At 38.0% G+C, this 26714-nt stretch carries 25 protein-coding genes and 1 tRNA gene; 12 read left to right on the forward strand and 14 right to left on the reverse strand.

All coding sequences use genetic code 11. From position 1 onward, the window contains the following. The first annotated feature begins 5 nt into the window (after nucleotides 1-5). Together WN948_RS11665 and WN948_RS11670 are read left to right on the forward strand one after the other, a co-directional pair. The gene (locus WN948_RS11665; protein WP_342304369.1) at nucleotides 6-1352 is read left to right on the forward strand and encodes an RNase J family beta-CASP ribonuclease; all 1347 of its coding nucleotides are present in this window, start codon (nucleotides 6-8) and stop codon (nucleotides 1350-1352) included. 21 nt (nucleotides 1353-1373) lie between these two features. Then, nucleotides 1374-2339 (forward strand): polyprenyl synthetase family protein, encoded by a 966-nt coding sequence (locus WN948_RS11670; RefSeq protein WP_342304370.1) that lies wholly within the window; start codon nucleotides 1374-1376, stop codon nucleotides 2337-2339. A gap of 136 nt (nucleotides 2340-2475) precedes the next feature. On the opposite strand, the gene ppdK is transcribed toward WN948_RS11670, so the two are convergent. Beyond that, entirely contained in the window at nucleotides 2476-5136 is a 2661-nt protein-coding gene (ppdK, locus tag WN948_RS11675; RefSeq protein ID WP_342304371.1) for a pyruvate, phosphate dikinase, read from the reverse strand. 249 nt (nucleotides 5137-5385) lie between these two features. On the opposite strand from ppdK, the gene WN948_RS11680 reads away from it, so the two are divergent. From WN948_RS11680 to WN948_RS11695, 4 genes are all read left to right on the forward strand, one after another. Beyond that, complete coding sequence (locus WN948_RS11680; protein ID WP_342304372.1) at nucleotides 5386-5646, forward strand: Gar1/Naf1 family protein; 261 nt, start codon at nucleotides 5386-5388, stop codon at nucleotides 5644-5646. 100 nt (nucleotides 5647-5746) lie between these two features. Next, on the forward strand, nucleotides 5747-6760 hold the full coding sequence (locus WN948_RS11685; protein ID WP_342304373.1) for a transcription initiation factor IIB: 1014 nt from the start codon (nucleotides 5747-5749) through the stop codon (nucleotides 6758-6760). A 122-nt stretch (nucleotides 6761-6882) separates the two neighbouring features. After that, nucleotides 6883-7494: a LysE family transporter gene (locus WN948_RS11690; protein ID WP_342304374.1), complete on the forward strand. Its 612-nt coding sequence runs from the start codon at nucleotides 6883-6885 to the stop codon at nucleotides 7492-7494. 2 nt (nucleotides 7495-7496) lie between these two features. After that, entirely contained in the window at nucleotides 7497-8498 is a 1002-nt protein-coding gene (locus WN948_RS11695) for a class I SAM-dependent methyltransferase family protein (protein ID WP_342304375.1), read from the forward strand. Between the two features lie 23 nt (nucleotides 8499-8521). Here WN948_RS11695 and WN948_RS11700 read toward each other — a convergent pair whose 3' ends face one another. Further along, on the reverse strand, nucleotides 8522-9436 hold the full coding sequence (locus tag WN948_RS11700) for a hypothetical protein (protein ID WP_342304376.1): 915 nt from the start codon (nucleotides 9434-9436) through the stop codon (nucleotides 8522-8524). Between the two features lie 203 nt (nucleotides 9437-9639). Between WN948_RS11700 and WN948_RS11705 the strand changes: the two genes are divergently transcribed. Beyond that, nucleotides 9640-9711, forward strand: a tRNA-Thr gene (locus WN948_RS11705). 140 nt (nucleotides 9712-9851) lie between these two features. After that, nucleotides 9852-11528, forward strand: coding sequence for a hypothetical protein (locus tag WN948_RS11710; protein ID WP_342304377.1), 1677 nt, complete (start codon nucleotides 9852-9854; stop codon nucleotides 11526-11528). Here WN948_RS11710 and WN948_RS11715 read toward each other — a convergent pair. Continuing rightward, a complete protein-coding gene (locus WN948_RS11715; RefSeq protein ID WP_342304378.1) occupies nucleotides 11521-11769 on the reverse strand; it encodes a hypothetical protein in 249 nt (82 codons plus the stop codon). The two genes, WN948_RS11710 and WN948_RS11715, sit on opposite strands and share 8 nt — an antisense overlap. 443 nt (nucleotides 11770-12212) lie before the next feature. On the opposite strand from WN948_RS11715, the gene WN948_RS11720 reads away from it, so the two are divergent. Beyond that, nucleotides 12213-14186: a UvrD-helicase domain-containing protein gene (locus WN948_RS11720; protein ID WP_342304379.1), complete on the forward strand. Its 1974-nt coding sequence runs from the start codon at nucleotides 12213-12215 to the stop codon at nucleotides 14184-14186. 760 nt (nucleotides 14187-14946) lie between these two features. On the opposite strand, the gene WN948_RS11725 is transcribed toward WN948_RS11720, so the two are convergent. Beyond that, nucleotides 14947-15909, reverse strand: coding sequence for an endonuclease/exonuclease/phosphatase family protein (locus WN948_RS11725; protein ID WP_342304380.1), 963 nt, complete (start codon nucleotides 15907-15909; stop codon nucleotides 14947-14949). Between the two features lie 102 nt (nucleotides 15910-16011). Here WN948_RS11725 and WN948_RS11730 point away from each other — a divergent pair, with 102 nt between their 5' ends. Next, nucleotides 16012-16692: a tetratricopeptide repeat protein gene (locus tag WN948_RS11730; protein ID WP_342304381.1), complete on the forward strand. Its 681-nt coding sequence runs from the start codon at nucleotides 16012-16014 to the stop codon at nucleotides 16690-16692. Between the two features lie 386 nt (nucleotides 16693-17078). On the opposite strand, the gene WN948_RS11735 is transcribed toward WN948_RS11730, so the two are convergent. From WN948_RS11735 to WN948_RS11770, 8 genes are all read right to left on the reverse strand, one after another. Continuing rightward, nucleotides 17079-18815, reverse strand: coding sequence for a DUF2326 domain-containing protein (locus WN948_RS11735; RefSeq protein ID WP_342304382.1), 1737 nt, complete (start codon nucleotides 18813-18815; stop codon nucleotides 17079-17081). Further along, nucleotides 18803-19048, reverse strand: a complete 246-nt coding sequence (locus WN948_RS11740) for an ABC-three component system middle component 6 (RefSeq protein ID WP_342304383.1) — start codon at nucleotides 19046-19048, stop codon at nucleotides 18803-18805. The genes WN948_RS11735 and WN948_RS11740 overlap by 13 nt, the downstream gene beginning before the upstream one ends. Beyond that, the gene (locus tag WN948_RS11745; protein ID WP_342304384.1) at nucleotides 19048-19956 is read right to left on the reverse strand and encodes an ABC-three component system protein; all 909 of its coding nucleotides are present in this window, start codon (nucleotides 19954-19956) and stop codon (nucleotides 19048-19050) included. Before WN948_RS11745 ends, WN948_RS11740 begins: the two co-directional genes overlap by 1 nt. A gap of 164 nt (nucleotides 19957-20120) precedes the next feature. Beyond that, a complete protein-coding gene (locus WN948_RS11750) occupies nucleotides 20121-20468 on the reverse strand; it encodes a hypothetical protein (protein WP_342304385.1) in 348 nt (115 codons plus the stop codon). 211 nt (nucleotides 20469-20679) lie between these two features. After that, the gene (locus WN948_RS11755) at nucleotides 20680-22128 is read right to left on the reverse strand and encodes a hypothetical protein (RefSeq protein WP_342304386.1); all 1449 of its coding nucleotides are present in this window, start codon (nucleotides 22126-22128) and stop codon (nucleotides 20680-20682) included. 34 nt (nucleotides 22129-22162) lie between these two features. After that, nucleotides 22163-22372, reverse strand: coding sequence for a hypothetical protein (locus tag WN948_RS11760; protein WP_342304387.1), 210 nt, complete (start codon nucleotides 22370-22372; stop codon nucleotides 22163-22165). A gap of 226 nt (nucleotides 22373-22598) precedes the next feature. Next, nucleotides 22599-22832 (reverse strand): hypothetical protein, encoded by a 234-nt coding sequence (locus WN948_RS11765; RefSeq protein WP_342304388.1) that lies wholly within the window; start codon nucleotides 22830-22832, stop codon nucleotides 22599-22601. A 117-nt stretch (nucleotides 22833-22949) separates the two neighbouring features. Continuing rightward, nucleotides 22950-24122, reverse strand: a complete 1173-nt coding sequence (locus tag WN948_RS11770) for a site-specific integrase (RefSeq protein WP_342304389.1) — start codon at nucleotides 24120-24122, stop codon at nucleotides 22950-22952. Nucleotides 24123-24272: 150 nt separating this feature from the next. Here WN948_RS11770 and WN948_RS11775 point away from each other — a divergent pair, with 150 nt between their 5' ends. Together WN948_RS11775 and WN948_RS11780 are read left to right on the forward strand one after the other, a co-directional pair. Next, nucleotides 24273-25442 carry a tyrosine-type recombinase/integrase gene (locus WN948_RS11775; protein ID WP_342304390.1) on the forward strand — a complete coding sequence of 390 codons (1170 nt, stop codon included), beginning with the start codon at nucleotides 24273-24275 and terminating at the stop codon, nucleotides 25440-25442. A 38-nt stretch (nucleotides 25443-25480) separates the two neighbouring features. Continuing rightward, nucleotides 25481-26026, forward strand: a complete 546-nt coding sequence (locus WN948_RS11780; RefSeq protein ID WP_342304391.1) for a hypothetical protein — start codon at nucleotides 25481-25483, stop codon at nucleotides 26024-26026. Nucleotides 26027-26235: 209 nt separating this feature from the next. Here the strand turns inward: WN948_RS11780 and WN948_RS11785 are convergent, their stop codons facing one another. Together WN948_RS11785 and WN948_RS11790 are read right to left on the reverse strand one after the other, a co-directional pair. Then, nucleotides 26236-26442 carry a hypothetical protein gene (locus WN948_RS11785; protein WP_342304392.1) on the reverse strand — a complete coding sequence of 69 codons (207 nt, stop codon included), beginning with the start codon at nucleotides 26440-26442 and terminating at the stop codon, nucleotides 26236-26238. Further along, entirely contained in the window at nucleotides 26439-26678 is a 240-nt protein-coding gene (locus WN948_RS11790) for a hypothetical protein (protein WP_342304393.1), read from the reverse strand. The genes WN948_RS11785 and WN948_RS11790 overlap by 4 nt, the downstream gene beginning before the upstream one ends. Nucleotides 26679-26714: the final 36 nt, after the last annotated feature.

Raw genomic sequence — 26714 nt, forward strand, 5'->3', positions numbered from 1 at the left:
TACATATGACTGAAATAGGAATTATTGCAGTTGGCGGCTATAATGAAATGGGCCGCAACATGACTGCTATCAGGATCAATGATGACATAATCATCGTTGATATGGGCCTTCGTCTGGACAGAGTCCAGATACACGAGGACGTAGAGATCGACAAGATGCACTCGCTTGAACTTATTGAGATGGGAGCCATTCCTGATGACACTATCATGAAGGAAGTCAACGGGAATGTACGTGCAATTGTCTGCACACACGGTCACCTTGACCACATTGGTGCAATATCAAAACTTGCACACAGATACACAGCCCCTATAATAGGAACTCCTTATACGACAACCCTCATTAAACATCAGATAGAATCCGAGAGAAAATTCGGAGTAAAGAACAACATCATATCAATGAATGCCGGCGGCACAATGGAGATCACAAAAGACATTTCCATCGAATTTGTCAATGCCCAGCACAGCATAATTGATACCATTTTCCTTGTCGTCCATACAGTAAGTGGTGCTATAGTCTACGCTTGTGACTTTAAGCTTGACAGGACGCCCACACTTGGAGAAGCACCTGACTTTGACAGACTCAAGCAGCTTGGAGAAGAAGGAGTTATTGCACTTATTACAGAAAGTACAAATTCCGGTCGTAACGGAAAAACTCCATCTGAGATGATAGCTCATTCAATGCTAAGGGATGTACTTATCGAGACAGAAGAATCAGATGTAGGCATGATCGTAACAACCTTTGCATCACATGTAGCCCGAATGAACTCTATTGTTAAGTTCGCAGAAGAAATGGGAAGGATTCCTGTACTCATGGGCAGGTCCATGGAGAGGTACATTGCAACTGCTCATCAGATGGGATACATCGATCTTCCTGAATCAGTAGAGATATATGGTAACCGCAGGGAGATAGACAAGGCTCTTGCAAGGATCATGGAAGGTGGGAAAGATAAATACCTGCCAGTGGTCACAGGCCATCAGGGAGAACCTGGCGCTGTGCTTGGAAGAATTGCAAGTGGAGACACACCTTTCAAGATAGACAAAGGTGACAGGATCATATTCTCTGCTAATATAATACCAAATCCAATGACACAGGCAAACCGCTATGCACTTGAGACTAAATTGAAGATGCGTGGAGCAAGGATATATGACAATGTCCATGTTTCAGGACATGCATACCGCGAGGACCACTGGGAACTCCTCAGAATGCTTAAACCCGAACATGTGATTCCTGCACACGGAACTATACAGATGCACAGTGAATACATACAGATGGCAGAAGATGCAGGGTACATACTCGGAGATACTCTCCACCTCCTGAGGAATGGAGAAGAACTCTACATTGAGGAAGAGTAATTGGTTTAGACAGGGATCATTATGGATTTGATCGAAGAGATTAAAAAACGCTCAACACATGTCGATAAGGGAATAGAGGAATACCTCCCCATCGACAAGCCATATGAGCTTTATAAGGCAGCCAGATATCTTCCTGATGCAGGAGGTAAAAGGCTTCGTCCGGCAACAGTCATTCTTGCAGCAGAAGCTGTGGGATCGGACCTTGAAACAGTTCTTCCGGCAGCTGTAGCCGTTGAACTGGTCCATAATTTCACACTCGTCCACGACGACATAATGGACAGGGATGATATACGCCGTGGAATGCCTGCAGTCCATGTCAAATGGGGAGAGGCAGGAGCTATCCTTGCTGGCGATACCCTTTACTCAAAAGCTTTTGAGATACTGACACATGCATCAGGAGAACCTAAGCGCATCCTTAAATGTATCGACATCCTTTCCAAGACATGCAGAGACATCTGTGAAGGCCAGTGGCTTGATGTGGAATTTGAGGACCGCATGGATGTTACAAAGGAAGAATATCTCGAAATGATCGAGAAGAAAACCGGAGTACTCTATGCTGCTTCCCTGCAGATAGGTGCCATTCTGGGCGGTGCATCCGATGAAGTTGCCGATGCATTCTATGAGTGTGGAAGGTTAATTGGTATAGCTTTCCAGATATATGATGATGTCATTGACATGACAACCCCTGAAGAAGTACTGGGTAAAGTCAGAGGCAGTGACCTTATGGAAGGTAAGAAGACACTCATAGCCATACACGCTCTGAATAATGGTGTGGACCTTAAGATATTCGGCAAAGGAAAGGCCACCACTGAAGAGATCAATGAGGCTGTCCATCAACTGGAAGAAGCAGGCTCCATAGATTATGTAAGAGATCTTGCACTGGGCTACGTGGCAAAGGGTAAAGAGCTTCTTGATGTCGTTGAGGATTCAGATTCAAAGACCATACTTCTGGCAATTGCAGATTATATGATCACAAGATCATATTAATCTGTTCTTCCTTTTTTTTATTTTACTTTACTTTTCTAAGAGCTATGCTCTTAGAGTATTCTATTTACCATTTATCAGAATGAGTTGATACGAAAAATACCCAGTTATAGATTATCAAAAAAAAAGTATTGAAAAATCAGGAGTTATCCTGTTTTTCAATTGCAGCCTGTGCTGCGGCAAGTCTTGCAATTGGTACGCGGAAAGGCGAGCAACTTACATAGTTCAGTCCGACGTTATATCCGAACTTTACAGAGCTTGGCTCTCCACCGTGTTCACCACATATACCGATCTTAAGATCAGGTCGTGTGGAGCGTCCCTTTTCAATACCTATCCTGACAAGTTCACCAACGCCTTCCTGATCAAGGACTGCAAACGGATCGTTATCAAGTATGGAATTATCGACATAGAAAGGAAGGAACTTACCTGCGTCATCTCTACTGAAACCAAAGGTTGTCTGTGTAAGGTCGTTGGTTCCGAACGAGAAGAACTCTGCTTCCTTTGCTATCTGGTCTGCAGTCAGAGCAGCTCTTGGAAGTTCGATCATTGTGCCTACAAGATAATCCAAATCAATACAGTTTTTGGCTATCACGGCTTCTGCAACTTCAACAAGATCCTTCTTAGCAGAACGGAGTTCGTTAACGTGGGATATCAGAGGAATCATTATTTCAGGAACTATATCCATTCCCCCGGATTTCATCTCGCATGCAGCTTCCATTATAGCCCGGACCTGCATTGCATAGATCTCAGGGTATGTGATACCAAGACGGCAACCACGGTGTCCTAACATCGGATTTGTCTCTACCATAGAGTCAACGCGTTCCATCAGTTTTTTGATATCTTCCATGCTTTGGGCACTGCCACCTTCTGCTTCAAGTGCCCTTAACTTATCTGCGAGCTCTTCGTGTTTTGGAAGGAACTCATGCAGAGGCGGATCAAGAAGACGAATGGTTACAGGATAACCTTCCATTGCCTTGAACATACCTATGAAGTCTTCTTTCTGCATCGGAAGGAGCTTATCAAGAGCTGCTTTTCTCACGTTGGTATCTTCAGCAAGTATCATATCCCTTACTGCAGGAATACGATCCTCTCCAAAGAACATATGTTCAGTTCTGCAAAGTCCAATACCTTCAGCACCAAATTCCCTGGCTACCTTAGCATCATGAGGCGTATCTGCGTTTGTCCTGACACCCATGTCCCTTACTTCATCTGCCCATGAAAGCAGTATGTCAAGTTCACCGCTTACACCGGGAGTGATCAAATCGACTTTACCAATAATTAGACCACCAGTAGCCCCGTCCACTGTAATGTAGTCCCCTTCCTTCACAGTAACATCACAGACTGTAAATGTCGAGCTAGTCATGTCAATAGTGATTGCGCCACATCCGGCAACACATGGTTTGCCCATACCTCTTGCAACAACAGCTGCATGAGAGGTCATACCCCCTCTAACAGTGAGTATTCCCTGCGCAGCATCCATCCCGCCTATATCCTCAGGAGAGGTTTCGGTACGGACAAGAATGACCTTTTCGTTCTTCTTTGCCATTTCTTCAGCATGTTCTGCAGTAAAAACGACTTTACCAACAGCAGCTCCCGGGGATGCAGGAAGACCTGTGGCAAGAACTTCATATTCAGCTTGAGAATCAATAGTTGGATGTAAAAGATTATCGATCTGTTCAGGAGAGACACGCATAATAGCTGTTCGTTTGTCAATTAGTCCTTCATTGACCATGTCAACAGCAATTTTCAGAGCTGCAGCTGCAGTTCGTTTGCCTGCTCTTGTCTGAAGCATGTATAATTTACCGTCTTCAATAGTAAATTCGATGTCTTGCATGTCCTTGAAGTGATTTTCCAGTGTCTTATAGATCTCTTCAAGTTTTGCATAAGCTTCAGGCATTGTTTCTTCGAGGGTTGCTATTGGTTCAGGCGTCCTTATACCTGCAACGACATCCTCCCCCTGAGCATTCATCAGATACTCGCCAAAGAAGCGCTTGTCTCCTTTTGCAGGATCTCTTGTGAATGCCACACCAGTACCTGACGTCTCACCCATGTTACCATAGACCATTGACTGTACATTTACAGCTGTACCCCATTCACCTGGGATACTGTTAAGACGTCTGTAGGTAATCGCACGCTGATTGTTCCATGAGTTGAATACGGCATCAATAGCCATCTGGAGTTGCTTGCGTGGGTCCTGAGGGAAATCATCACCGGTTTCATCTCTTATTATACTCTTGAAGATCTCAACGAGCTCTTTAAGAGACTCTGCCTTAAGCTCCGTATCAAGAGTTGCACCGATTTCTTTTTTCTTTGCACTCAGAACAGATTCGAACTTGTGATGGTCAATATCCAGTACAACATCACCAAACATGGTGAGGAACCTGCGGTAGCTGTCATAAGCGAACCTTTCATTGCCAGCCTTCTTTGCCAGGCCTGCCACAGTATCATCATTCAACCCCAGGTTTAGAACAGTATCCATCATACCAGGCATGGAAACCCGTGCACCGGATCTGACTGAAATAAGCAAAGGATTTTCATTGTTTCCGAATTTTTTGCCAGTTACCTTTTCAAGCTCTAATATTGCGTTATTTATCTGGTCAATAACCTCGGTTGGATAAACCCCCTTATCAAGATAAAGTAAACAAACCTCAGTTGTTATGGTAAATCCTGGTGGAACAGGGATCCCCAGATTGGCCATCTCTGCAAGGTTGGCGCCTTTGCCACCAAGCAGATCTTTCATACTATTTTTACCTTCAGTTTCTTCGTTCCCGAAAAAATATACGAATTTATTATCTGCCACCGAATTTCCTCCACGCATAAGAATATATGATGGACATTTAAGTATTGTAATTCAAATTAGTGCTGTAAGTCGAGCCACAATTGTTTTTTTATCTCTTTAAGGTTGTGGTCTGTGAAATATTAACATGGTCCTAAAAAGAATGGATATACTTTTGTACTGAAAAAAACAAATATTTAAATGCATACCATAAGTATATATAGCATAAACGTACCATATAGTACAAAACCTAAATATAATGAATGAAGACATATGAAAAGATTAGGTCAAATACTGCATATTTCAAAGCAGAATGAAATCGTTGTTAGAGGGGACGAGAAACAATTTTCTGGGTCAATGAAGGAGCTACCTAGAATTAACTCTTTTGTCCTAGACAAATCCATTAAGCCCATCGGAAAGGTTTCCGGCATATTTGGTCCTGTTGACCAGCCCTATTTTACTCTGAAACCTGATAAGAGAATTATAGCTACCGGATTAGAAAAACTTGTAAATGAGCGAGTTTACGTTCAATGATGAATTGAATTAGATCATAAGTAGTTACGCTGTGAGCTGTGAATGACTAAAAATATACTTATAAAATATATTTCTTAAATGTTTATTGAAGGTGATTTGAATGGTCGAAGTTGAAAGGGTACGATATTCCGATACTTCCGAAAGGGAGAAGATACGTGCAATGATAAAGGCACGTAAAGAAAAAGATAAGAATGTGGATGTAGAAAAAGCAAAGGTCCAGTGCCCCGAATGTGGCAGCCGCAACCTTGTGCAGGACTACGAGAGAGCAGAACTTGTCTGTTCAGACTGTGGCCTTGTAGTTGACGCAGAGTTCGTTGACGAAGGACCTGAATGGCGTGCTTTTGATCATGACCAGAGAATGAAGCGTTCCCGTGTGGGCGCACCAATGACCTACACGATCCACGACAAAGGTCTTTCTACTATGATAGACTGGAGAAACCGTGACTCATACGGTAAATCCATTTCATCAAAGAATAGAGCTCAGTTGTACAGGCTAAGAAAATGGCAACGTAGGATAAGAGTAAGCAATGCTACGGAAAGGAACCTTGCATTCGCATTGTCCGAGCTGGATCGTATGGCATCAGCTCTTGGTCTGCCAAGAACTGTTCGTGAGACTGCCGCCGTAGTATACAGGAAAGCAGTTGACAAGAACCTCATTCGTGGAAGAAGCATTGAAGGTGTTGCAGCAGCAGCATTGTATGCAGCATGCCGCCAGTGCAGTGTCCCAAGGACACTTGACGAGATAGGAGAAGTATCAAGGGTAAGCAGGAAAGAGATCGGCAGAACATACCGCTTTATCTCAAGAGAACTTTCCCTCAAGCTCATGCCAACCTCACCAATAGACTATGTCCCGAGATTCTGTTCAGGACTTAACCTTAAAGGTGAAGTGCAGTCAAGAGGTGTGGAAATCCTGAGGCAGGCTTCCGAGAAGGAACTTACCAGCGGACGTGGTCCAACTGGTGTAGCTGCAGCAGCTATCTATATTGCATCCATTCTTTGTGGCGAGCGCCGCACACAACGTGAGGTAGCTGATGTTGCAGGTGTGACAGAAGTCACCATCCGTAACAGGTACAAAGAACTTGCAGAAGAGCTTGACATTGAGATCATACTCTAAGAACAAAGATACAAAATAATGAAACAAAGGGAGACAGTACCACCTCTTCCTTTGTTCCACATACTTTTTTATACATTTTTGCAAACCTTTTTTAATACCTGAAGGATTAACCAGTGTAAACTATGTTAGAACTTCTGGAGATGCTGACAATCGGATTTGTCGTGGGTATGACAGGTGCGCTTGTGCCCGGACCAATGCTTTTCGCAACAATAGATACATCCCTGAAAAAAGGATGGAAAGCAGGCCCTGAGATCTTCATCGGCCATGCAATCCTGGAATTTCTGGTCTGCATACTGATAATATATGGCATCACAGCAGTAAGTGACAATACGATCATAGCAATATCCATAATTGGAGGAGCCACCCTTGTTGTATTCGGCATCCTGACAATGAGGAATGCAAAGGGCGCAGCAAGCTCAATGCATGAACATGGAACTACGAACTCAAATCCAGTGCTTGCAGGAATAATTACATCTGCCTCAAATCCGTATTTCTGGTTGTGGTGGCTGGCTGCAGGGAGCGCACTTGTGCTGCGCGGGCTTGAGATTAGTCTGCTTGCAGCTGCAATGTTTGTGATAGGACACTGGTTCGCAGACCTTGGCTATTTTACTGTTGTTTCCACATCATTCAGTAAAGGAAAGAAACTCATGTCCCCAAAGGTTTATGAGAGGGTACTGATGTCATGTGGACTGTTTCTTGTCCTGTTTGGGTCATGGTTTATCATAGGTACGTGAACATGAAAAAAAGTTGCATCAAGGTTTTGAAGAGAGAGGGCGAACCATTACGTAGAGCACTGCTGGAAATGGACCTGCTGGATAATTCTGCACGCATTATTTCAGAAGGAGAACATCTGTACCTACCTCTGACAGAAGAGCCGCAGGAAAGCCAGTTAATGAACCTGGCCGGAGAGTTCGAACTTACAGAGCACGAGTTTGAGGAACAGAAAGGGCAACTCAGATTTGAAGATCTCCTTGATGACATACCGCATTTTGAACTAGTCGGAGATATCGCACTCATAGAAGATGATGTATCAGAGCCTGAAAAGGTAGCTGATGCCATCATGAAAGTGAAGAAGAATGTTAAGACAGTACTTGCTGCCATGAGTCCTGTTGAGGGAGAGTTCAGAACCCGCAGGTTCAAGGTAGTTGCAGGAGAGGACAGGACCTCTACCACACACAAGGAATACGGTTGCAAATACTACATCGATCTTGAAAGGGCATACTTCACACCCCGTCTGGCAACTGAGCGCTCACGCATCCTCGCACAGATCAGTGCAGATCAGACCGTAGCAGACATGTTCGCAGGTGTTGGCCCATACAGCATCATGATAGCGAAAAAAAGCCAGGACATCCGAGTGATCGCCATAGACAAGAACCCTGATGCTGTGGAATTCCTGCGCCGCAACGTAGAACTCAACTCCACCAGCAATGTGGAAGCAATAGAAGGCGATGCCAACCTCGAAGCGCAAAAGTTTGCCGGGCTGGCCGACCACGTCATCATGAACCTGCCCCACAACGCCAATGAGTTCCTTGACGCTGCCGTAAAACTGTGCGCTCCAAACGCCACCATCCACTATTATGATATCACCCCCGAGGACGACCTTTTCGATAGCTCCCTGAAACTCATCGAGGAGGCTGCAAAAAAAGCAGGTAGGACAAGCGAACTTGTTGATAGCAGGGTAGTCCGTTCCTATGCCCCTCACCAGTTAAATGTGTGTATTGAAGTAAGGGTAATTTAAAGTGAAAAATTACAGTATTATTTTCAGTTATGTTCTAAATGCTCCTTGTTCAGATAATGTGTAGCGTCTTCCATCAGACTATCTGGAATCTCATCTGAAGCCGTCAGTACAGCATAGAATATTGTGAAATATATTGTTTTCACCATGTCTATGACTATCCTACCAAAGAAACTGGCTATGATAGCCAGAAGTACTAACATGTATATGACATAGATCAGAAGAACATTTTCGGTGATGAAAAACGCTACCATGGAAAGAAGAACACCGATAATTACTATAAAGGTCATGTAACCTTTAACAGTATTACCTACAAAGTCAATTCCAAATACTCCTACCAGAGCACCGGGAACATTCTCTTTTATATCTTTGATATCTGAGATTGCTTCACCCAAATTCTTCTCAGGAATTATTGAACCTGGCAAAAGGTAATTCCCCATTAGATCCCACCCTTCTTCAACTGCTGCTCCTGCTATTATAAGAAGCATATTAAGCAAAGACCACAGACCTCCGCTTTGCTGCGATCCTGATTTTAGTTTTCTTGAGATAGCACCAAATACTAACTCAAGTGATGAAAGAAGAAATATATCAAGTAAGTTTTTCCTTGCTCTGGAAAGACCTCCTTTATAGGAAATGTTCTCTCCTTTGAAAGTATGATAAACTATCCAGCTCTGAGCAGCCCGATAATACATTTTGATGTAGGAGAAAAATAGAATTAAGAATAGTGAAAGGAAAAGTACTAGAATACAAAGCAGAATAAAAAGCCCGTTCTTAACGATGAACATTGCTCCAATACTTCCAATGACAAGTAGCCACAATAGCATTCCAATAACAAACTGTGCAATCGTAGGCTTGAGAATCGAAGGATTTCTCCCAACAATAGTAAATGTATTTTGAACTAGTTCTACTGTTTCGCTTAATGATTTTGTTAAACCGACCATGAAACCCTCTCCCTGTACTTATGCTGTTAATTTATACATACACAATAAATTACCCCTACATAGATAAGTTTTCTAAAATAGTTAATATAGTTATTGGTTAAGATAAGTAGAAGCAAAATACCAAAATGAAATTCAAAGCTACAACAATGGTAATAAGCGAAATGGTTAAATGATTAAATAGAGTTATACAGTCGTTCACATTTGCCTCTGTGGCTTAGCGGTATAGCGGCTGATTCGTAATCAGCAGGCCGAGGGTTCGAATCTCTCCAGGGGCTTGATATCTCGGGGTTAAAAGCCCCCTTTTTCTTTTTTGTTCAATGAAACATTGTGATTTTTAGATTGTTCTGCGTAAATTCATTTCGATGACTTTATATTTCTTATTGTTTTATGAAATATATGGGGGGACATAGACATCATGTCACGGTGGAAAATTGAAATAATATATTTTCTAATGATAGCAATTTTGACATATTTACTCGACTCATCCTTAGGTATTAACTATTTACCAAATGCTCTTTTGCTTTTTGCTATTTTTGTGTTGGCAGCAAAATTATTAGTTAAAATCTTCATGAACAATGAATTCTTTGATATAAAGGGAAAAATAACATTTTCCCGTTTATGGAGGGAAACAAATTTTCAGACAAAAATTGCTCTCTTAGGATGGGTGTGTTTCTATTATTTTATGATCTTGTGGGGTCTTTCATATGTGCTCGATGAAACACTCGGTCTTCTTTCCGTGGTATTCATAGAAGTTGGAGGAATGTTAATATCTTTTGAAGGATATTATATGATTGTTAAAGGTTCCAACCCTAAAAGAACATCCTCTAAAATGACAAAAACTCGAATAATAAGTAATGTTTTCAATCTTGGAAATTATAACCGCAAATTGTTGTTAATGATTTCATTCATCAGCTTGTTAATTTCTTTCTTTGCAATGGGCAATATTCATCCATCCATAAATCAACTCTTTCTATTTTCTTTTGCAGGTATGGACATTCCATTTTTGTTCTGGTTTATTGTGCTTTTCATATCCTTTTATATCTACATTTCTTTAAGCGTTCATTTGTTCTTTAGAAAAATCAATTCAAAAAGATACGTTTCATTTAAGATTACGTGGATGTTTTTGATTTACATCTTTTTTTATATTGTTGGGCTTTATATGTCTTGGTATTTGGCGATAATGTCTTTAGATTTAATCACATTTTCAAATGATATGGGGGGACCTATATTAGATCCACAAATTCTTCTTACTTTTTTCAACTACGAATACCCTGATTACTCTGTTCACCTTATTCAAACTTATGAATTAGCTTTTTGCTATTCATTGCTTAATGCTTATTTAGTCAAGAGGTATGCTTTGAAAAAATTGATTCAAAAAAACACAGAACTAGATGGTATGAGATATTTCATTGAAACTGCACCCACTGAAAAAGCAAAACGACTTATACAGAAAATAAAAATTATCTTCGAAAAAAACCTCCTGCCATCTGAATCCCAAGTTGAGTATTCTAAAGAAAGTCTTTTTTTCATCTTCCAGAAGGAGAAATATGCATTATTATATTGTAAGGGGTATGCAATTTTAACGATAATTAGCGGCTCCCTATTTTCTATATTTTGGTCATGGCACATTTATCGTTATTATATGGAAGAAATTCCTATCATATTCACTCTATTTTCATTTGATACGCTCATTTACATTACTATTCCAGCAATACCTATAATTTTGTTCGGAGGACAATACGTAAAGATTTTCTCAGTATATGATTTCGCTATCGAACAGATAATTAGTATAGAGTTCTTTAAAAAATACTGGGTTGGATTGGGATTATCCATTAAACTTGTAATCCCATGGTATGTTTACTCTATAGTTGTATCTTGCTATTACTTACTAGAAGAATATGAACAGATAAGAGTGATACATTTTTACCAATTACTTACTCTGTTTATTTTGGAAATAATACTTGTTTTGCATTCTGATAAAGCAGATTCAATATGGAATAGTATATGGTCAATACTCGAAGAAAATATTAATCACCAAAAAAATAAAAAAGATGCATTGAAAATCAATGCATCAAAAAAGAAACTTAGCTAGCAATCTCATTTTTCAGAGATTCAAGTATTGAAGGAAGCTTAACACTCAACACTTCCAGATCAGAACCAAAGAGAGTGAAGTTCTCCCATCTGTTTGATTTCTTGTTGAACTTGGAGAACTGGAGCCATTTCACGCTTGAACCATCATCCTTTTTCTTTTCAGAGATTGAGACTGACGTATTTGCTAGGTGGATTTTTTCGCCTATCTGTCTAATTCCAAATTCATTATATTCATTTGACATTTAAAATCCTCAATCAGAAATTAGAATATATGAATATATACATTTATAATTTCAATAAAAAGAGGGCACAAAAGTAATACAAAAACAATACTGTTTTTCACACTTGTCTACGATGAAGTAAATAATAGTCTGTTTTTTGGGTTTGGTTAGGATGTTCCTCACTTGCGCCCGCAGTGTTCGTCACATCATTTTTAGAGGGGAGTTTGGTATTTGACGGACAGAATTACTGCGCAACTCTGTCCTTTAAAGATGGTTGGTGCGTCAATGCGCCACTGTATTCATTGGCTTAAATCTACGATATTGAAATCCAAACGGATAGTAAATAACTATATATTCTATATAGCAGACAATAAAAATATTTAAAAAAATATATATAAGGACAGTTGTAATTCATATATACATATTGATAATGTAAGGAGAATAGAAAATTGGGTTTACATGTGATGAAGCAGGCCGATCAATCAAAATTGACCAATGGGGAAAAAAGGATTGCGAACAAAATAATTCAAATATACAAAGATGTTAGCTGGAACGCTTATCTTTATTATGAGCCTCGAATTAAACATCTAATTCCTGATTTTGTTCTTATTGATGAATGCAAAGGTGTTTCGATAATTGAAGTCAAAGATTGGAGATGGGAAGATCTCGATACGATAAATCAGAAGACTGCCATTATCAATGAAACTTCAAGAGAAAATCCAATCAATAGGACAAATGAATACTTCAATGCCGCAAAGAGCAAATTACAGAACCATGGGACATTAGTTAACGATAAGTACAAACTAAAATACGGCCTATATTCAAATTTGATCTTAACCAATCTTAAAGCAAATGAGCTTCAAGAGCTTGATAGTTGTTTTTATCAACCTCCATCAAAATGCATTACTTCTGAGAAAATAACTGACTTGACAGTTAACGATCTTTTTAGTGAGGAACTTCAACAGATCAATGAAAACGATCTATCGTTGATAAGGAGCATCTTTTTCCCTGAAATTAAAGTAAAGCTATTGCAAAAAGAGATTTGGGAATATAGCAAAAAGGAATCTGGGGAAAACAGCATAATTAAGACTCTTGATATAGAGCAGGAAAAATTTGCTAGAAGGGTTCCGTATGGGCATTACATGGTCTCAGGTATTCCTGGAAGTGGCAAAACAGTTATTCTTTTAGCTAGAGCAGTTTTCCTTGCTAGAGAACATCCAGATTGGAAAATTAAAATTCTGACCTACACAAATTCATTGAATTCAAAGTTATCAAGTAAAATAGAATCTCTTCATGATGATCTCGAAAGTATGGGTGTAAAATACCAGAATATAGAAGTTTCCACTTTCCATGGTTTAGCAAAATACGTTGCTGATATTGGCAATGTTCCCAATCCTGTACCTGAGAACTATTGGGATGAAATTGTCCCGTTCAAGGCTATTGAAAATGCAAAGCCTACCTATGATGCAATTCTAATCGACGAATATCAGGATTTTCGCGATAGTTGGATGAAGCTTTGTTTATTGTTATGTAATAAACATGAATATAATAATCAACTTAGCGAGAATATTTTTTTAGCAGGGGATAGACTTCAGAGCATCTACAATCCTTCAACGCATAATTGGAAAAGCCTGGGAATAAATATTGCAGGCCACTCAAAACTTCTGAAGAACTCCTATCGTTCAGGTAGCAGGCATGTAAATTTAGCTTTGGAGTATTTGGTAACAGACCCAGATAATAAAAGGGAAGTGGAAACTTTCTATGAAGGTAGAGATGGAATATGCTGCAATTTCAACACAGATGATAATGTCAAGTTTGTTACTGGAAGCTTTAAAGAGACAAATTCATTGTTAAATGGTCTGCTGGAAAAAGAAAATTACAATCCAGAAGATATTTTGGTTTTGTTTCCGAGTGTTTGGCTTCGGGACAAAACGTATGAGCATTTGACTGAAAAATTGAAGATGAATGCAATTGCTTCAAAAGACCTAGTAGAAGACAAGATCAATTTGGTGACATATCATTCTGCCAAGGGTATTGAAACTAAGGTTTGTATCTTAATGGATGTTGATAAGGTCAAGGATAAAAAGTTGCTATACGTAGGAATGACTCGTGCTTCTGAAAAACTAATCATTCATTCTCATGATAAGAATGGAGGACCAATTTTTAAGGAACTAAAATCTTGCTATAATTCGATTTCTGAAAATCCAGTTGAAGAAGAATTAAAGCCTGAGAGCGAACCAAGTGACAAGAAAAGCTCTTTGATTGAAAAAGCTCAAGAAAAGAATTTGAAAGCCTATGAGCCCTGGAACAGAACTGATGAACTGAGGTTGATCAATGACTATTCGAGTGGTAAGAAGGTTAGTGAGCTGGCCAAGAAGTATGGAAGAAGCCCTGGTGCTATAAAGAAGCGGCTTGAGAAACTTGGTTTAGACAAATGAATAGCTTCAAGTATATTGACCGGACCGTATCGCACGCGAAGCGTTCCTCCAAACAAGGTTGATGCGTCAGTGCGCCTGGTGGCAGACACACTCACGCAGAGATTGAGATTACCTGCAACACTTGAATAATAAAAGTGTGGCTTGCAGCCACACACATACCGTTTACTACGGGGGCAGGGCTTGTCAGCCCCACTCCGTAAATGATATTGCTTTTGTTACGGGATTTTGTGGGGATGGAGTGAATTGAGAGTATGCTGCGCATACTGTGGGGTTTCGAGGAAACCCCACTATTTATTAAGTGATTAGGATTTCTGATGCTTACTTGTATTGAGCATTTGATTTATATATTAAATACTCCTATAAAATATAGAGGTATTAATACCTCTACTTATCGACTCTTGGATGAGGGCGCAGTCACTGTTAGCATTAGGCACATTGCAAAAATGCTGGTATCTAGGTTTAATAACGCGGAAACGATTAAACCTGCTGATAGCACAGTACAAATGCCTGTGCCCTCGATAGGTCCTAACTTAACTTTGTTTTCTATGGTTTTTACCTCCAAATATATGGAGGCATGTACATGCTATTAATGGACATGACCATATTTAGCATAATTGTGTACATGGCACAGGATTACGTTTTAATCATAAAACATGCGTACTTTTCAAAAGTAATAAAAATGTGAGGCATGTTTGACCCACAGTATATGTACATGTTTATATTAATAACATATATAAAAGGTACATTTTGGAAATTATTATCAATCTCCATCTCCACTAATATTGAACTCTGCATACACTGGATAATGGTCTGATACTGCCACAGTTTCATCATATGTTAAGTTGTATTCCAGGTCATATCTGAAAACCCCGAAATCTCCTGTGAAGTCACTGTGATCTGTCAGGATAATCCTGTCATAGGTGTATTCAGTTGTTTTTGTGGTGGTGTCCTGGGTGTCATCGATCACCCAATAGTAGTCATCGAGGTCTGAGCTTGAGTCTTCATCGAAATACGAACCATCTGCATTAAGATCTCCCAGGATAATGAAATCCTGTTCATCCGGGTAGACGTTCTGTGCGTGTGCAAGGGCTTCATCCAGGGCATTTATTTCTTCGGTGGCCTCATCAGGATCTGTGTGGACCACTATTAGAACAGCATCATAATTGCCATTGACCGCTCTGAAAGATGCTATGTAAGGTTGCCTGTGGAACGGGTCTGTTCCTTCTGGTTCAGGGTAGGGCAATGCTTCACTTGTAATTAATATCGTGTCGGTGTTGTAAACGTAGGCGTATTGTTCTTTGCTTGTGGTCCTTCCCATCCTTTCGCTGACAACAAATTCATAGTTTGAACCATCAGAATTTACAAGTTCTACCAGTTCAGGAAGGGCTGTTTGTGACTTATCCCTTATTTCCTGGATGGCCATTATGTCGTAGGTCCTGGTGATGTTTGCAAGGACTGCCATTACTTCCGGTTTATCAGCTTTTGAGACTCCAAATACCTGAATATTAAAGGATCCTATTCTTAGAGTTTCATCTGGTAATGGAGATGTGTTTATTTCTTCATCCAGTACTTTCGGCTGGATATCTTCTGTAGGCTGAACATCGATTTGTTCAATTTGCTCGATCTCTTCTGCTATCTCCTTGATAGTTTGTTCTGTGTCTTCGGAGATGCAACCAAGAGTGAATGATATCAAAATGAGTACTACTAAGAGTTTGATTTTCATGTTAATCAAAAGATAAGAAGTAATATTAAAGGGACTTGGTAAAAAAGTTAGATTAAACAATATAATAGAAATAGATATGTCAAATAGGAACATGAAATATTTATGAAAAATCAAAACATAACGATACTATTTATCCTGCTTTTCGGAATATTTCTAACAGTGTTTGCAGGCTGTATTGATAAGGAAGCTAGTGAAGTCGATCAATTAATTGAAAGTGCAAATGAGCAGAGAGACTATGGTAGGTATAATACTGCACTAGAATATTATAATCAAGCATTGGATATTGATCCGAGCAGCGAAGCAGCATGGTCAGGAAAAGGACTAACCTACATTAATCTCGATAAGAAGGAAGAAGCAACCAAGTGTTATGATGTGATACTAAGCAATAGCGATGATGTTAGATGGTTAAGAATTGCAGGAATGGCATATGATATTAGTCTTAATCAACCCAAAAAAGCAATTGAAGCTTATGATAAAATGTTGGAGATTAATCCAGATGATTGTTATGTTTGGGCATCAAAAGGATCAAGTTTACAGCATATCAATCAGAATGAAGAAGCAGTGAAATGTTTTGACATGGCACTTTCTATCAACTCGGATAATGGAATTATATGGAGAAATAAAGGAGATTCACTTCTCTCTCTGGGAAAACAGAATGAGGCTGTTGAATGTTACAACGAAGCAATCAAATGTTACAACAAGGATTTAGAAGTTAATCCTGAAGATATATTCGCTAATTTTGATAAAGAAAGAGTTGAAGAGAAATTAGAGGAAATCAAATAACCCTTTTATTTTTTATAGAGTTAGAATTTTTATCCATTGATTATACTGAATCCTCAGTTTCAATTGGAAATTCAAACTGTAAAAATCATACGAAAAATCGGGTTGCAGGCCAACTGTGGCACACACGCCTTAATCGTGTACCTAAGGGAACATAGGAAAAAAGCCACGGGCGCCGCGAAGCGGCGCGAGTGCTGGGTAGGTTGGATTTTTTAATTGAAGTGCTGTTTTGTAAAAACGATAGCAAGGGATTGTTAAAGAAAAAGAAATACTGGTTTTTACAGTACCACAGTATAGACTTAGTCCAATGGAAGCTGTGCAGGGATAAAAATATTTTAAGATAGAAAGCATGAAGAAAATCAACATTTGAAAAGGGACTATATTTGGTTTTATTCTTCTCGTATATCAACATTGATTCCTAGTAATTTGCAATCATCTGATTTATCAGTTAAAGTTAATACTTTGTTTTTTGTGATGATCTCATCAAATTCTTCATCAGTTAATTGTTTTTTGATTTCATCAAGCTGATTTTGATTTACGGTTGCTATATATTGCTTACCAGAATTTGAGAATTTATCGTATATTAGTTTGAACATATCAGATGTTTGTCTCTCGTCAGTATCAGAAAATAGTCTACTGTCATGGAAAATAAAATCGATGTTATGATTATGACCTTCAAATAGGATTGTTAAATCATAGCAAAAAATCTTGACATGATTTATACCATCAGAAGCATCTGACTCAATTTTTGCATCAATATTAAACCTTAATTGATTTACTCCACTATTTGATTCTATTGTAATACCTGCTATGCTATCTGGATAGAACGTTTTAGCAAGACTTCTAAAATAATCTCGCAGTACATTAATTTCACTCTCAACACCTTCTAAATATTGGTCTGCAATTTCCGCATAATCCACAAATTTCTTTTTAATATCTCTTTTTGTGGCTTTGTATTCAGCTTGCAAAGCTTGGTATTTTTTAATGCTATCTCTTTCTAATTCATATTCAGCTTTTTGATTGTTCAGACTGACAAAAAGATCGAGTGCTTGATGCTCTCCAAGATACCTTATAAGCTGGTGTAGCTCTCGTTGTAAAATTTCCATTTTATTTTCTTTATTTTTCTTTTCAAGCCTTAGTTTATTTTGCTGCTCAACTAATCTTCTTTTCCTATTTGATATTAGTTTTTCATAGAATATTTTCGTGTCATCTAATGTTTTAACAAGATTTTCAGAAAAATGTATGTTTGTTTCTTGGTAAACACTTAATAAACTTTCTTTTGAAATATCCGGGGTAAAATTGAAACTCTCGTTTATCTGCTCTATATTGCTTTCTAAAAGTAGACTGTCATTATTTAATGTGAATAACTCTTTCTCTACTTTATCTGCTTTCAGTTGGATTTCTCGATAATTTTCTGCTACTTCAAAAGTCTTTAAACTATTTTCCAATTTTTGAATACGCTCTTCAAGGTCTACGAGTGTTAAAACAGCATCTTTATTCCCTGTAAAAAAATCCTTTAGCAACGAATCTTTTTTAAAATTTTTCTCTAAAGTAGTTATACGATCCAATTCTTTCTTAATTTTTTCTTTTTCTTGTATTAAGGATATATCCAATCCAAGTAAAAATGAATTGAAAAGTAACGTTTGATATGGTCTTACTACCTTTCCGGGTTCATTAAAAGCTACATATGAGTTCCTTTTTGGTCGGATAAAAAAAGGAATTAAGCTGCGAAAAGAGATATCTGTAATATTCTTCGGTATGTTAAAACACAAAGAATTCATTTCATCCCTAAATGCTGAAACCGAAATTAATTCATTATTTAATTCCATTCCATTAGGTTCATTTGTTGTTCTTTTGACAGTGTATATATTATTTCCAAGTTTAAAGTCAACATAGAACTCCCAGTCTGGCAACTTTTCGCATAATTCTTTGTATCCATTTTCATTGGCGCCAAAACAAAAATGAATTATGCGAACTAAAAAAGACTTCCCTACTCCATTATAGGTTTTTCCTTTATCGTTAGACTCAGGATTATCTTGTTCAGCAACAATAAAGCTAAGTCCAGTTTCATTAAACGTGACTGTTCTGAAACTTTCTTTATTTGAGTAAACTTTTAACAAATACATTTTTTTACAACACCGTCCTGCTCTTCAACGGCACCTATGGAATAGAGAAAGACTATTGTAAGTAAAAGGTTGTCAAAGCTATGTTTTGCATGGTATAAGTCTTTATGATAGTCATATTGATATTGATTCCATAAATTATCAATAGACTTCGATGATTCTAGTGAATTTAAAATGTAACTTCCAAAACCAAGAAGAGATTCTGAGAAATTTGTGTGCTTAGTTGGAAGTATCATTACATCTCTCCTTGAGTAGGTTCTTCAAATATATCACAGGTTTCAAAATACTTTGCCATTATTACAATAACTGAGATTTGATATATTTGTTCTGGCCTCGGACTTGCACAATTGATGATTGCCCAAAATAATTCATCCCCTGAATTATCTTTCTTTTCTTGAATATATATTTCGTTCATCTTGTCTCGTAAAGAATCTACGAGAAAATCACTGTTATTTTTTAAGTACTTATTTAAAGAACTTAACTGAATACATCCATTATTGAGATATGTAGCTACATGTTCAGATAGATTGTTAAACTCAATTTTGTCATCCCAATCTGGATATCTGATTTCAGGTTCATCGTCTTTTGGCAAAGGTAATTTCATGATATGTGATATTACCTCAGCTAGGATTGAATAGTCCAAATATTTTATGCTAGCCGGATCTGGAAAAAATCCAGTTATAACCAAAATTTGGTCATCTTCTAGTTCAAAAAGTATATTTTCAAGCTTTCTCGCAGTCCAAAATCCTGCTTTTTTGAGTTTGTGAGATGTTTTAATTTCTTGAATTAATTTTTCAGAATCTGGATTAACACCTTTGTTTTTGTCATTAACAACAAAATAAAATTCATTAATAGGAGACCAATGTGTTTTTAGACCGGCAAAATCAGTTTTTAGCTTGCTGACAAGACTTGTATACGATTTCTCAATGTCTTCAGGAGCAAATACTTGAAAAAAAATGCCCTTGGATTTAATGTATCCATCATTTTTTCGGTCTCCAATATTTCCCCATGGTTTAATCTGTTGAAAATCTGGTTCTGCATAATTCATAATTGCACTGAATAAATCTTCAAATGCTTGGCCATCAGCTTTTAGGATTTTATTTTGAAATAAATGCCTAGCAATTGTTTTTTCGTTAATATCCATCTAATGACACCTATTCTATTTGTGTAGAAACTCATGGGATGTTTATGCAGATTGTTCCTTATTTCAACTATTTATTAAACATAATACCCATATATAGTACTTCCGAAATGATTTTACATTTATTTTAAAAGTGACGATTTGATACAATTTTTTTGTTGCTGTTACTATTCTGAGAGAAGACTATGTTCTTTAGCATAGTCCAAATATTCAACTAGAGCTCCTTTTATTAGATTGTCATCATGAGCAATTAGCTTATCAATCGCAAGCCTAACATCATTATTGCTCCAGTCCTCTGATATTTCAAGATTTGTTATTACTTCCTGTACATTCAGGTCATCATTTTCAGCTAAATGTTGTCGAAGTGTAAAAGCTAAATCGCATTCATAAGAACAGAAAGGCACTTTAGTCCCTATTCGATGATCCAAAAAAGAACATACAAGAGTTGTAGTGGAATAAACATCGGGGTCACGCATTTTCGTGGAACATAATCCACATTCAAGAGTAGGATTCATTCTTTCTTCAATATCTTTTTGCATGCAACATTTTTTGTATTTATTTCCACTGCCACATTTGCAAGGGTCATTTCGTCCAATTTTGCCTATAATATCAACTCCTATTTTGTCAGAATGGAGATAACACTTCATAGTATTTTTGACTATGGTCTTATTTTATGCATTGTACGTACAAAAATATAAAAATAATCTATACCTTCGGCTATCCAAGTTAACTGAAGACCCTGCTATATCTCACTGTGTTGTGATTAGACCTTACAGCAATCTTACGAGTAATACCAAGCTCTTTGAGTTTTTTTGATATCTTCTTTCCTTGCTGATAGGTGTCTACTATAATAGGTTCTAGGTCTGGTAGATGTCTGGGTTTAATTGGCTTCAGATTCTTATTACGTTCCTTGAAAGGACGAATAACACCGGAATCCACGAATACATGACCGAATACTTTTTTGAAGCCTATGTTAAAGGCTGAACAGAAGTTGATTAGAGGCTCTTTTGTATTTTCCCATAGGTGTTTGGTTTTGAAGAATACCTTTGTGCAGTGTTCGCGGGCTGTGTCTAGGATGCCTTCGGATTTCCAGAAATTGATGTAGCGCCAGAGGGAACGCTCGGGGATTTCTGTTTGTTCCTGGATGTCTCGGAAGTCTGCGCAGCCTTCGGATTGGAGAGCGACATAGGCAAGAGCTTTAACGGCTTTGAGGTTCTCGCCCAGGTCTATGTTTTCATTTTTGGAAGATTGATTATTATAATCCCATTTTGGGAGATTATAGCGATATTCAAAGACCTTTTCGGCATCAAAGTAATTGTCTGACACGTATTCTATGGGAGAGATGAAGTTAAGAAGGGAGAACAGGAGTTTATCGAGGTCTTTTTTCAGGGAGAGGAAGTCATTGATAGAGGGGTTTTGTTTTGAATCAGATTTCAGGAAGACTTCGAGTTTTGGGTGTCTTAGGGGATCTTCTGGCCTGCGGTCCAGGAAGTTTATTATACGGTATGATTTAACGCTGTGCTGATATTCTGTTTTTATTTTGCAGGTGGAGAAGTCGGGATTATCCAGTTTATACATGTCATATTTACCGGACCTTAGATTTTTGATGAGCTTTGAGTCTCCACGCATGGAGGATTCATATTCTATTGCCTGGAGCATTGTTACCAGGTCATGCTCATGTCTTTCATGATAACGGATGTGTCTGGCCATCTGGTATATTGTGGACCTTGAGCGGTCTATCATGTGCTGGAAGCGTGATGCTCCCAAAAAGTCCATGAGTTCAAAAATGATGTCAAAGTGTTCGTCAAGATCGATATAAGAGGACTGGATATGTATTTGAGTTCCTACTGAAGGAAGGTTAAGGATCTTTCCTGTTTTTGTCTTTGTACCTGCTCCAAATAGGGGTTTTATGGTGTAGGTGCATTTTGATGCTCCTTCTTTATCGGTCCATTGGAGCATGTATTCAAAGGCGAGTTTCTTTGTTTTGGGATTGTAGAGGCCGCCTTGCTTGGACCAGAATTTGAAGTTACGGTCACCTATCTTGATGTGATGATTATAGCTATCGGTTACGTTGTTAGAGAAGTAACTGACAACTGTATAATAGAAGTCCAGGTCTGTTATATGGAAATAACAGCCGAACTCATGGGTGACGGGTTCGGAGAACTTATGAACCATGTTTGAAAGAGCTTATTTTGAAGTCCTGCTACTTTCAGTCGTTTATTAAATGACCTTTGTTAGGCTCATAAGGTCGGATGATTGCGTATGGTCCGTTTTCATCCCTATCGACTTCATATTTGATGCATTCGATTATTAAATTGCCATCTTGATCCAGAATGTCCAAATAAAGTGCAACTTTTTGAGGTAATGTTATACTCAGACGGCCACCATTTTCCCTGATACGATATTCTGTTTTTCCCATTAGATCAAACCCCTTGACCTTTTGAGCTCATCCAGCGTCATCTCTCCTCGTTTTACCGGTTCAAGAAGCTCATCTACCTTTTCTTTTGCGAGCTTATTGATTTTAAGCATCAATTTTTTAGAGGGAGACAAATGGTTTAAAAATTCATCATCAAGCTGTTCAGAATAACTAGTGTCAGAACTATACTTATTGTTATTATCTAATTGAAAATTAATGCTAAACACTCCTATTTGTTTAGCAAAAAAGTGTGCATCTTACGATGCACTTTCAGGAGCTTAGGATTTTGTTTGTTATTTTGTTTGTTATTTTGTTTGCATCTGGGATCTTTGCCTCTGCGTCTGAGCTTATCTTTGTGTATTGGTTTTTTTGCTTCTGCGTCTGGGATCTTTGCCTCTGCGTCCGAGCTTACCTTTGTGTTTTGATTTTTAGCTTCTGCGTCTGGGTCTTTTGCCTCTGGCATTTTTCTTTTATGGTATTTTCCTTTTTGTCCATAAAATCTCTTTTTTGCAAGGAAAACTTGTAACTTTTATCATATAAGACTATCGAAATTTAATAAAAACAGTCACGTTTTTGTATCTCAAATCTTTATATTCTGCAATATATCATTGACCCTTGCCTCAACCAAGTCATTGAGTTTTGATTCCATTAACTTGGATATTGAATCTTCTAGTGGTTGTGATTTCTCTTCTATTTCAAGTGCAGTTTTTAGTGTTAACACTGAACCACACTTGTAGCAGAACATGTTGTTTGGAGTGTTAAGTGTCTTGCACCTGGGGCACTTGTGCACTTTTGGCTTATTCTCTTCTTCTTCGATTTCAACACCGTTTGCTTTCAGTACAGCAGTATCGACATCACGTCCAGATAGGTGAACATATACTGATGGAACATCTGAACCTTGCACCCATCCAAAATAAGCATTCATCTGTGCCTCTGTTAAATGATTGGCCATAAATGTAGCTCGACTATGCCTGAATAAGTGAGCATGAATTCTTTTGTTTACACCTGCATTTTTGGCTATTTTTTTGAGCTGCTTAGCAATAGCGGCATAACCTATCATGGTAGAAGTGTTAGCTTTATTTCTATCAAAATTCCACCAAAGTGGCGCATCTGGATTATCCCTTTCTGGATGCTGTTCAAGCCAAGCCATCAGAAGACGAACCGAATAAAAAAGAAGTACAGTACGATGTCCGGTTTTACCATCAACCCTGATCTTCATGCCTTCATCAGCATGCATTATATGTTTTATTTTTAAGTTGCCAATCTCACCAATTCGACAACCTGAATCCCATAAAATAGCTATAAGAGCTTGGTCTCTTGTGTTGCGCGTTGCACCAATCATTTTGTTGACATCATCTTCTGTAAGCAGCTCTTCAGGCAACTTGCGCCCCTTACTTTTCTTTGTTGCCTTAAAGAATTCAATTATTTCGGGTTCTTTACCATTGTTTAACCATCGATAAAATTTCTTTAATGTAACTGCATAATCGTGTCTTGTATCTTCACTTTCCGTTCTTTTCCTAACAGCAATAAGCACATCTTCTATGTCAGTTTTAGTTGCTTCATTTAATGGTTTATCATTCATTATAAGAGCAATTTGCTTCAACGTGCTAACATACTTCATTTTCCTGAAGTCTGTCATGCCTTCAATATCACATTGTCTGACAAATTTTTTTATAAGCTGGATATTTGTATCAGATAGCTTTCCATTTAGTCCAGATATCCTTGTTTCGAGCTTTTGGTTGTAGAGTGCCATATACCATAATTGTAGTGGGGGCTTATAACCTTTAGGTAAAAATCCCTCCAGAGGCTCTTTTTTCTAATTCTAAAGCCGACAGGTATTTTCAAACTATTACTTTCACTTTGCTAGGTCAATGTTTTTTAAAAGTAAACTAGTTGTGAGAGTATGAGTATTTACGACCACGAAAAGAACCTGAAAAGAGTAGAAAAGCGAATAAGAGAGGCAGAATATTCTGAGAAGAATAAAGCAAATATTTTTAGATTTGAGAATTATCTTTTCGCTAAGGGATTAACTACAGTTCGTGTTTTAAAGTATTTGTCACAAATTAATATCATTTCTAGGGAATTGGGAATAGATTTTGAAGATGCAACTAAAGATGATATTGAGAGATATGTTGCATCTGTTGAGAGGTCCAAAAAGGCAGCATGGACTAAAAAAGACTATAAACAGTGTCTGAAGCGGTTCTACAAGTGGATGAACGGGGATGAAGAGGAACACCCACTTACTAAGTGGATATCCTTGAAGATGCAGAAGAACACTAAGAAGTTACCTGAAGAACTTCTGAATCAAGAAGAAGTTATGCGGATGATAGAGGTTGCCCGCAATTCCAGAGATAGAGCTATGGCTGCATGTTGGTATGATGGAGGAGCAAGAGTTGGTGAGAGTGGGAACCTCAAACTTAAGCATGTGATCTTTGACCAGTACGGTGTAGTTGTGATGGTTGGGAAAGAGGACGGTAAGACAGGCATGAGAAGAGTAAGGCTTGTGTTCTCTGCTCCATATCTGGCTGAATGGATAAACGACCATCCGGATAAAAATAACCCGAATGCATATTTATGGATCAACCTGGGAACTAAGAATTATGGTGCTCAGATGAAATATGATTCTATTAGAAGAGCCATTATTAGATTGGCCGAGAGAGCTAATATTGAGAAGCGGGTTTTTAATCATTTATTCAGGCATTCAAGAGCAACGGAATTAGCAGAACATCTGACACAGGCACAGATGGAAGACCATTTAGGATGGATACACGGCTCAGATATGCCGGAAATCTATATTCATATGTCAGGTAAGCAGTTGGATGAACCACTGCTTAAGATGGCCGGTATTATCAAAGAGGAAGATGAAAGCAAGACTTTAAAGCCTGTTATTTGTACGAGATGTAAGACCATGAATGGTCCTACTTGTGATTTTTGTTCTTCCTGTGGGATGGCTCTGACCATTGAAGCATCTAAGAGTATTGAAAAGAGAAGATCAGATATCTCTATGGCCTTGATGGAGCTTGTTGAGAAGGATCCGGAAGTTGCTAAGGTGTTGAGGGGTGTGATAGAATAAAAAAAGTTATATCCAATCTAACTGCATAAGTATATTTTATGCATGTAGTAAAAGATGACCAAAGCAGTGACAAACTAACTAGATATCAAAAACTAGAAATTGTTTTTGCAGTATTTATGATACTATTAACAATTATTGCATGTATAACAGCTTATACCGCTAATGAAAAATCTGATGAAGCTCTTGAATATCAAAAAATGATTGCTGAATCTACCTTAAAGGTGAGTTCTTTAAAGTTTAATAACACTACAATTTCGATGGCTTTGCTTAACAATCAATACGCAGCTTATCCTGCGTATTTGGTTAATGCAAAGGTAACTTTTGAGGGAAACGCAGATCCAATAGCTATTATTCCTATGAATGAGGAAAATCAGATTATAAAACCTGGGGAATATACAAGTATTGATTTATCCCTTAATAATTTAAATGAAGTGTCTGATGATATTTATCATATTCAAATTGAATTTTCCTATTACGATTTTACAGGAGAAAGTAGAGAAACTATCATGAATCCATATTGGATAACTGTTGAAAATCACAATATTACATCTGTTGAAATTGGCTTACCTCTATCTGATATTTAAATCCAACCATAATAAGCACTATATTGAAACTCTGCCTATGCGCTGCCAAAGGCGGGCGCTTGAATCGCTGGTTTTTGCCTAGGCACAGTAGCCGGCATTCTGAAAGGATGTGTAGTTATCGATTTTATTTTGTTATATGATGCGGAAGTATTAAGGAATTAGAACGTAGCAGGGAGTTAGGTTATCTTTGGGAACGGGCAGTTCTTCAACTATTCAAGAGCTTTTGCCAAAAGGTACATTCCGACTAAAATTAATCCAAGTTTGATTAATTCATCAAGAGAATCATTTTGAGCAGATGGTTGATCTTTTACAATTAATCTCTTTAATTCCATTTGTTCTGTAGGAGCAAGGTTTGAGTAATTGGATTTACCTAATAGATATTCCATCCTTTCAAACTCATTTGGTGAAAGCTTCATTCTTTTTTCTCCTTGAACACTTTTTGGACTCTTTCACTACCTACTTCAGAAATAATATTTTTCATAATGTCTAGTGATTTTACTTCTTGTTCAACTGAAATGAGCCTCGGTTCTAATTGTAAAACTGGTTCAAGCTTTGTTTCCATTTTAGATAACCTTGATTCATATTGCACTATAAACAATATAAGTCCAGCCACTATAGTTAAAATTGCTACACCTGCTTCTATTACGCCCACGGTGAGTTCCATCTTATTTATATAAAATAATAATAT

This window comes from Methanolobus sp. ZRKC5 (assembly GCF_038446525.1).
In the GTDB taxonomy this organism is placed as follows: Archaea; Halobacteriota; Methanosarcinia; order Methanosarcinales; family Methanosarcinaceae; genus Methanolobus.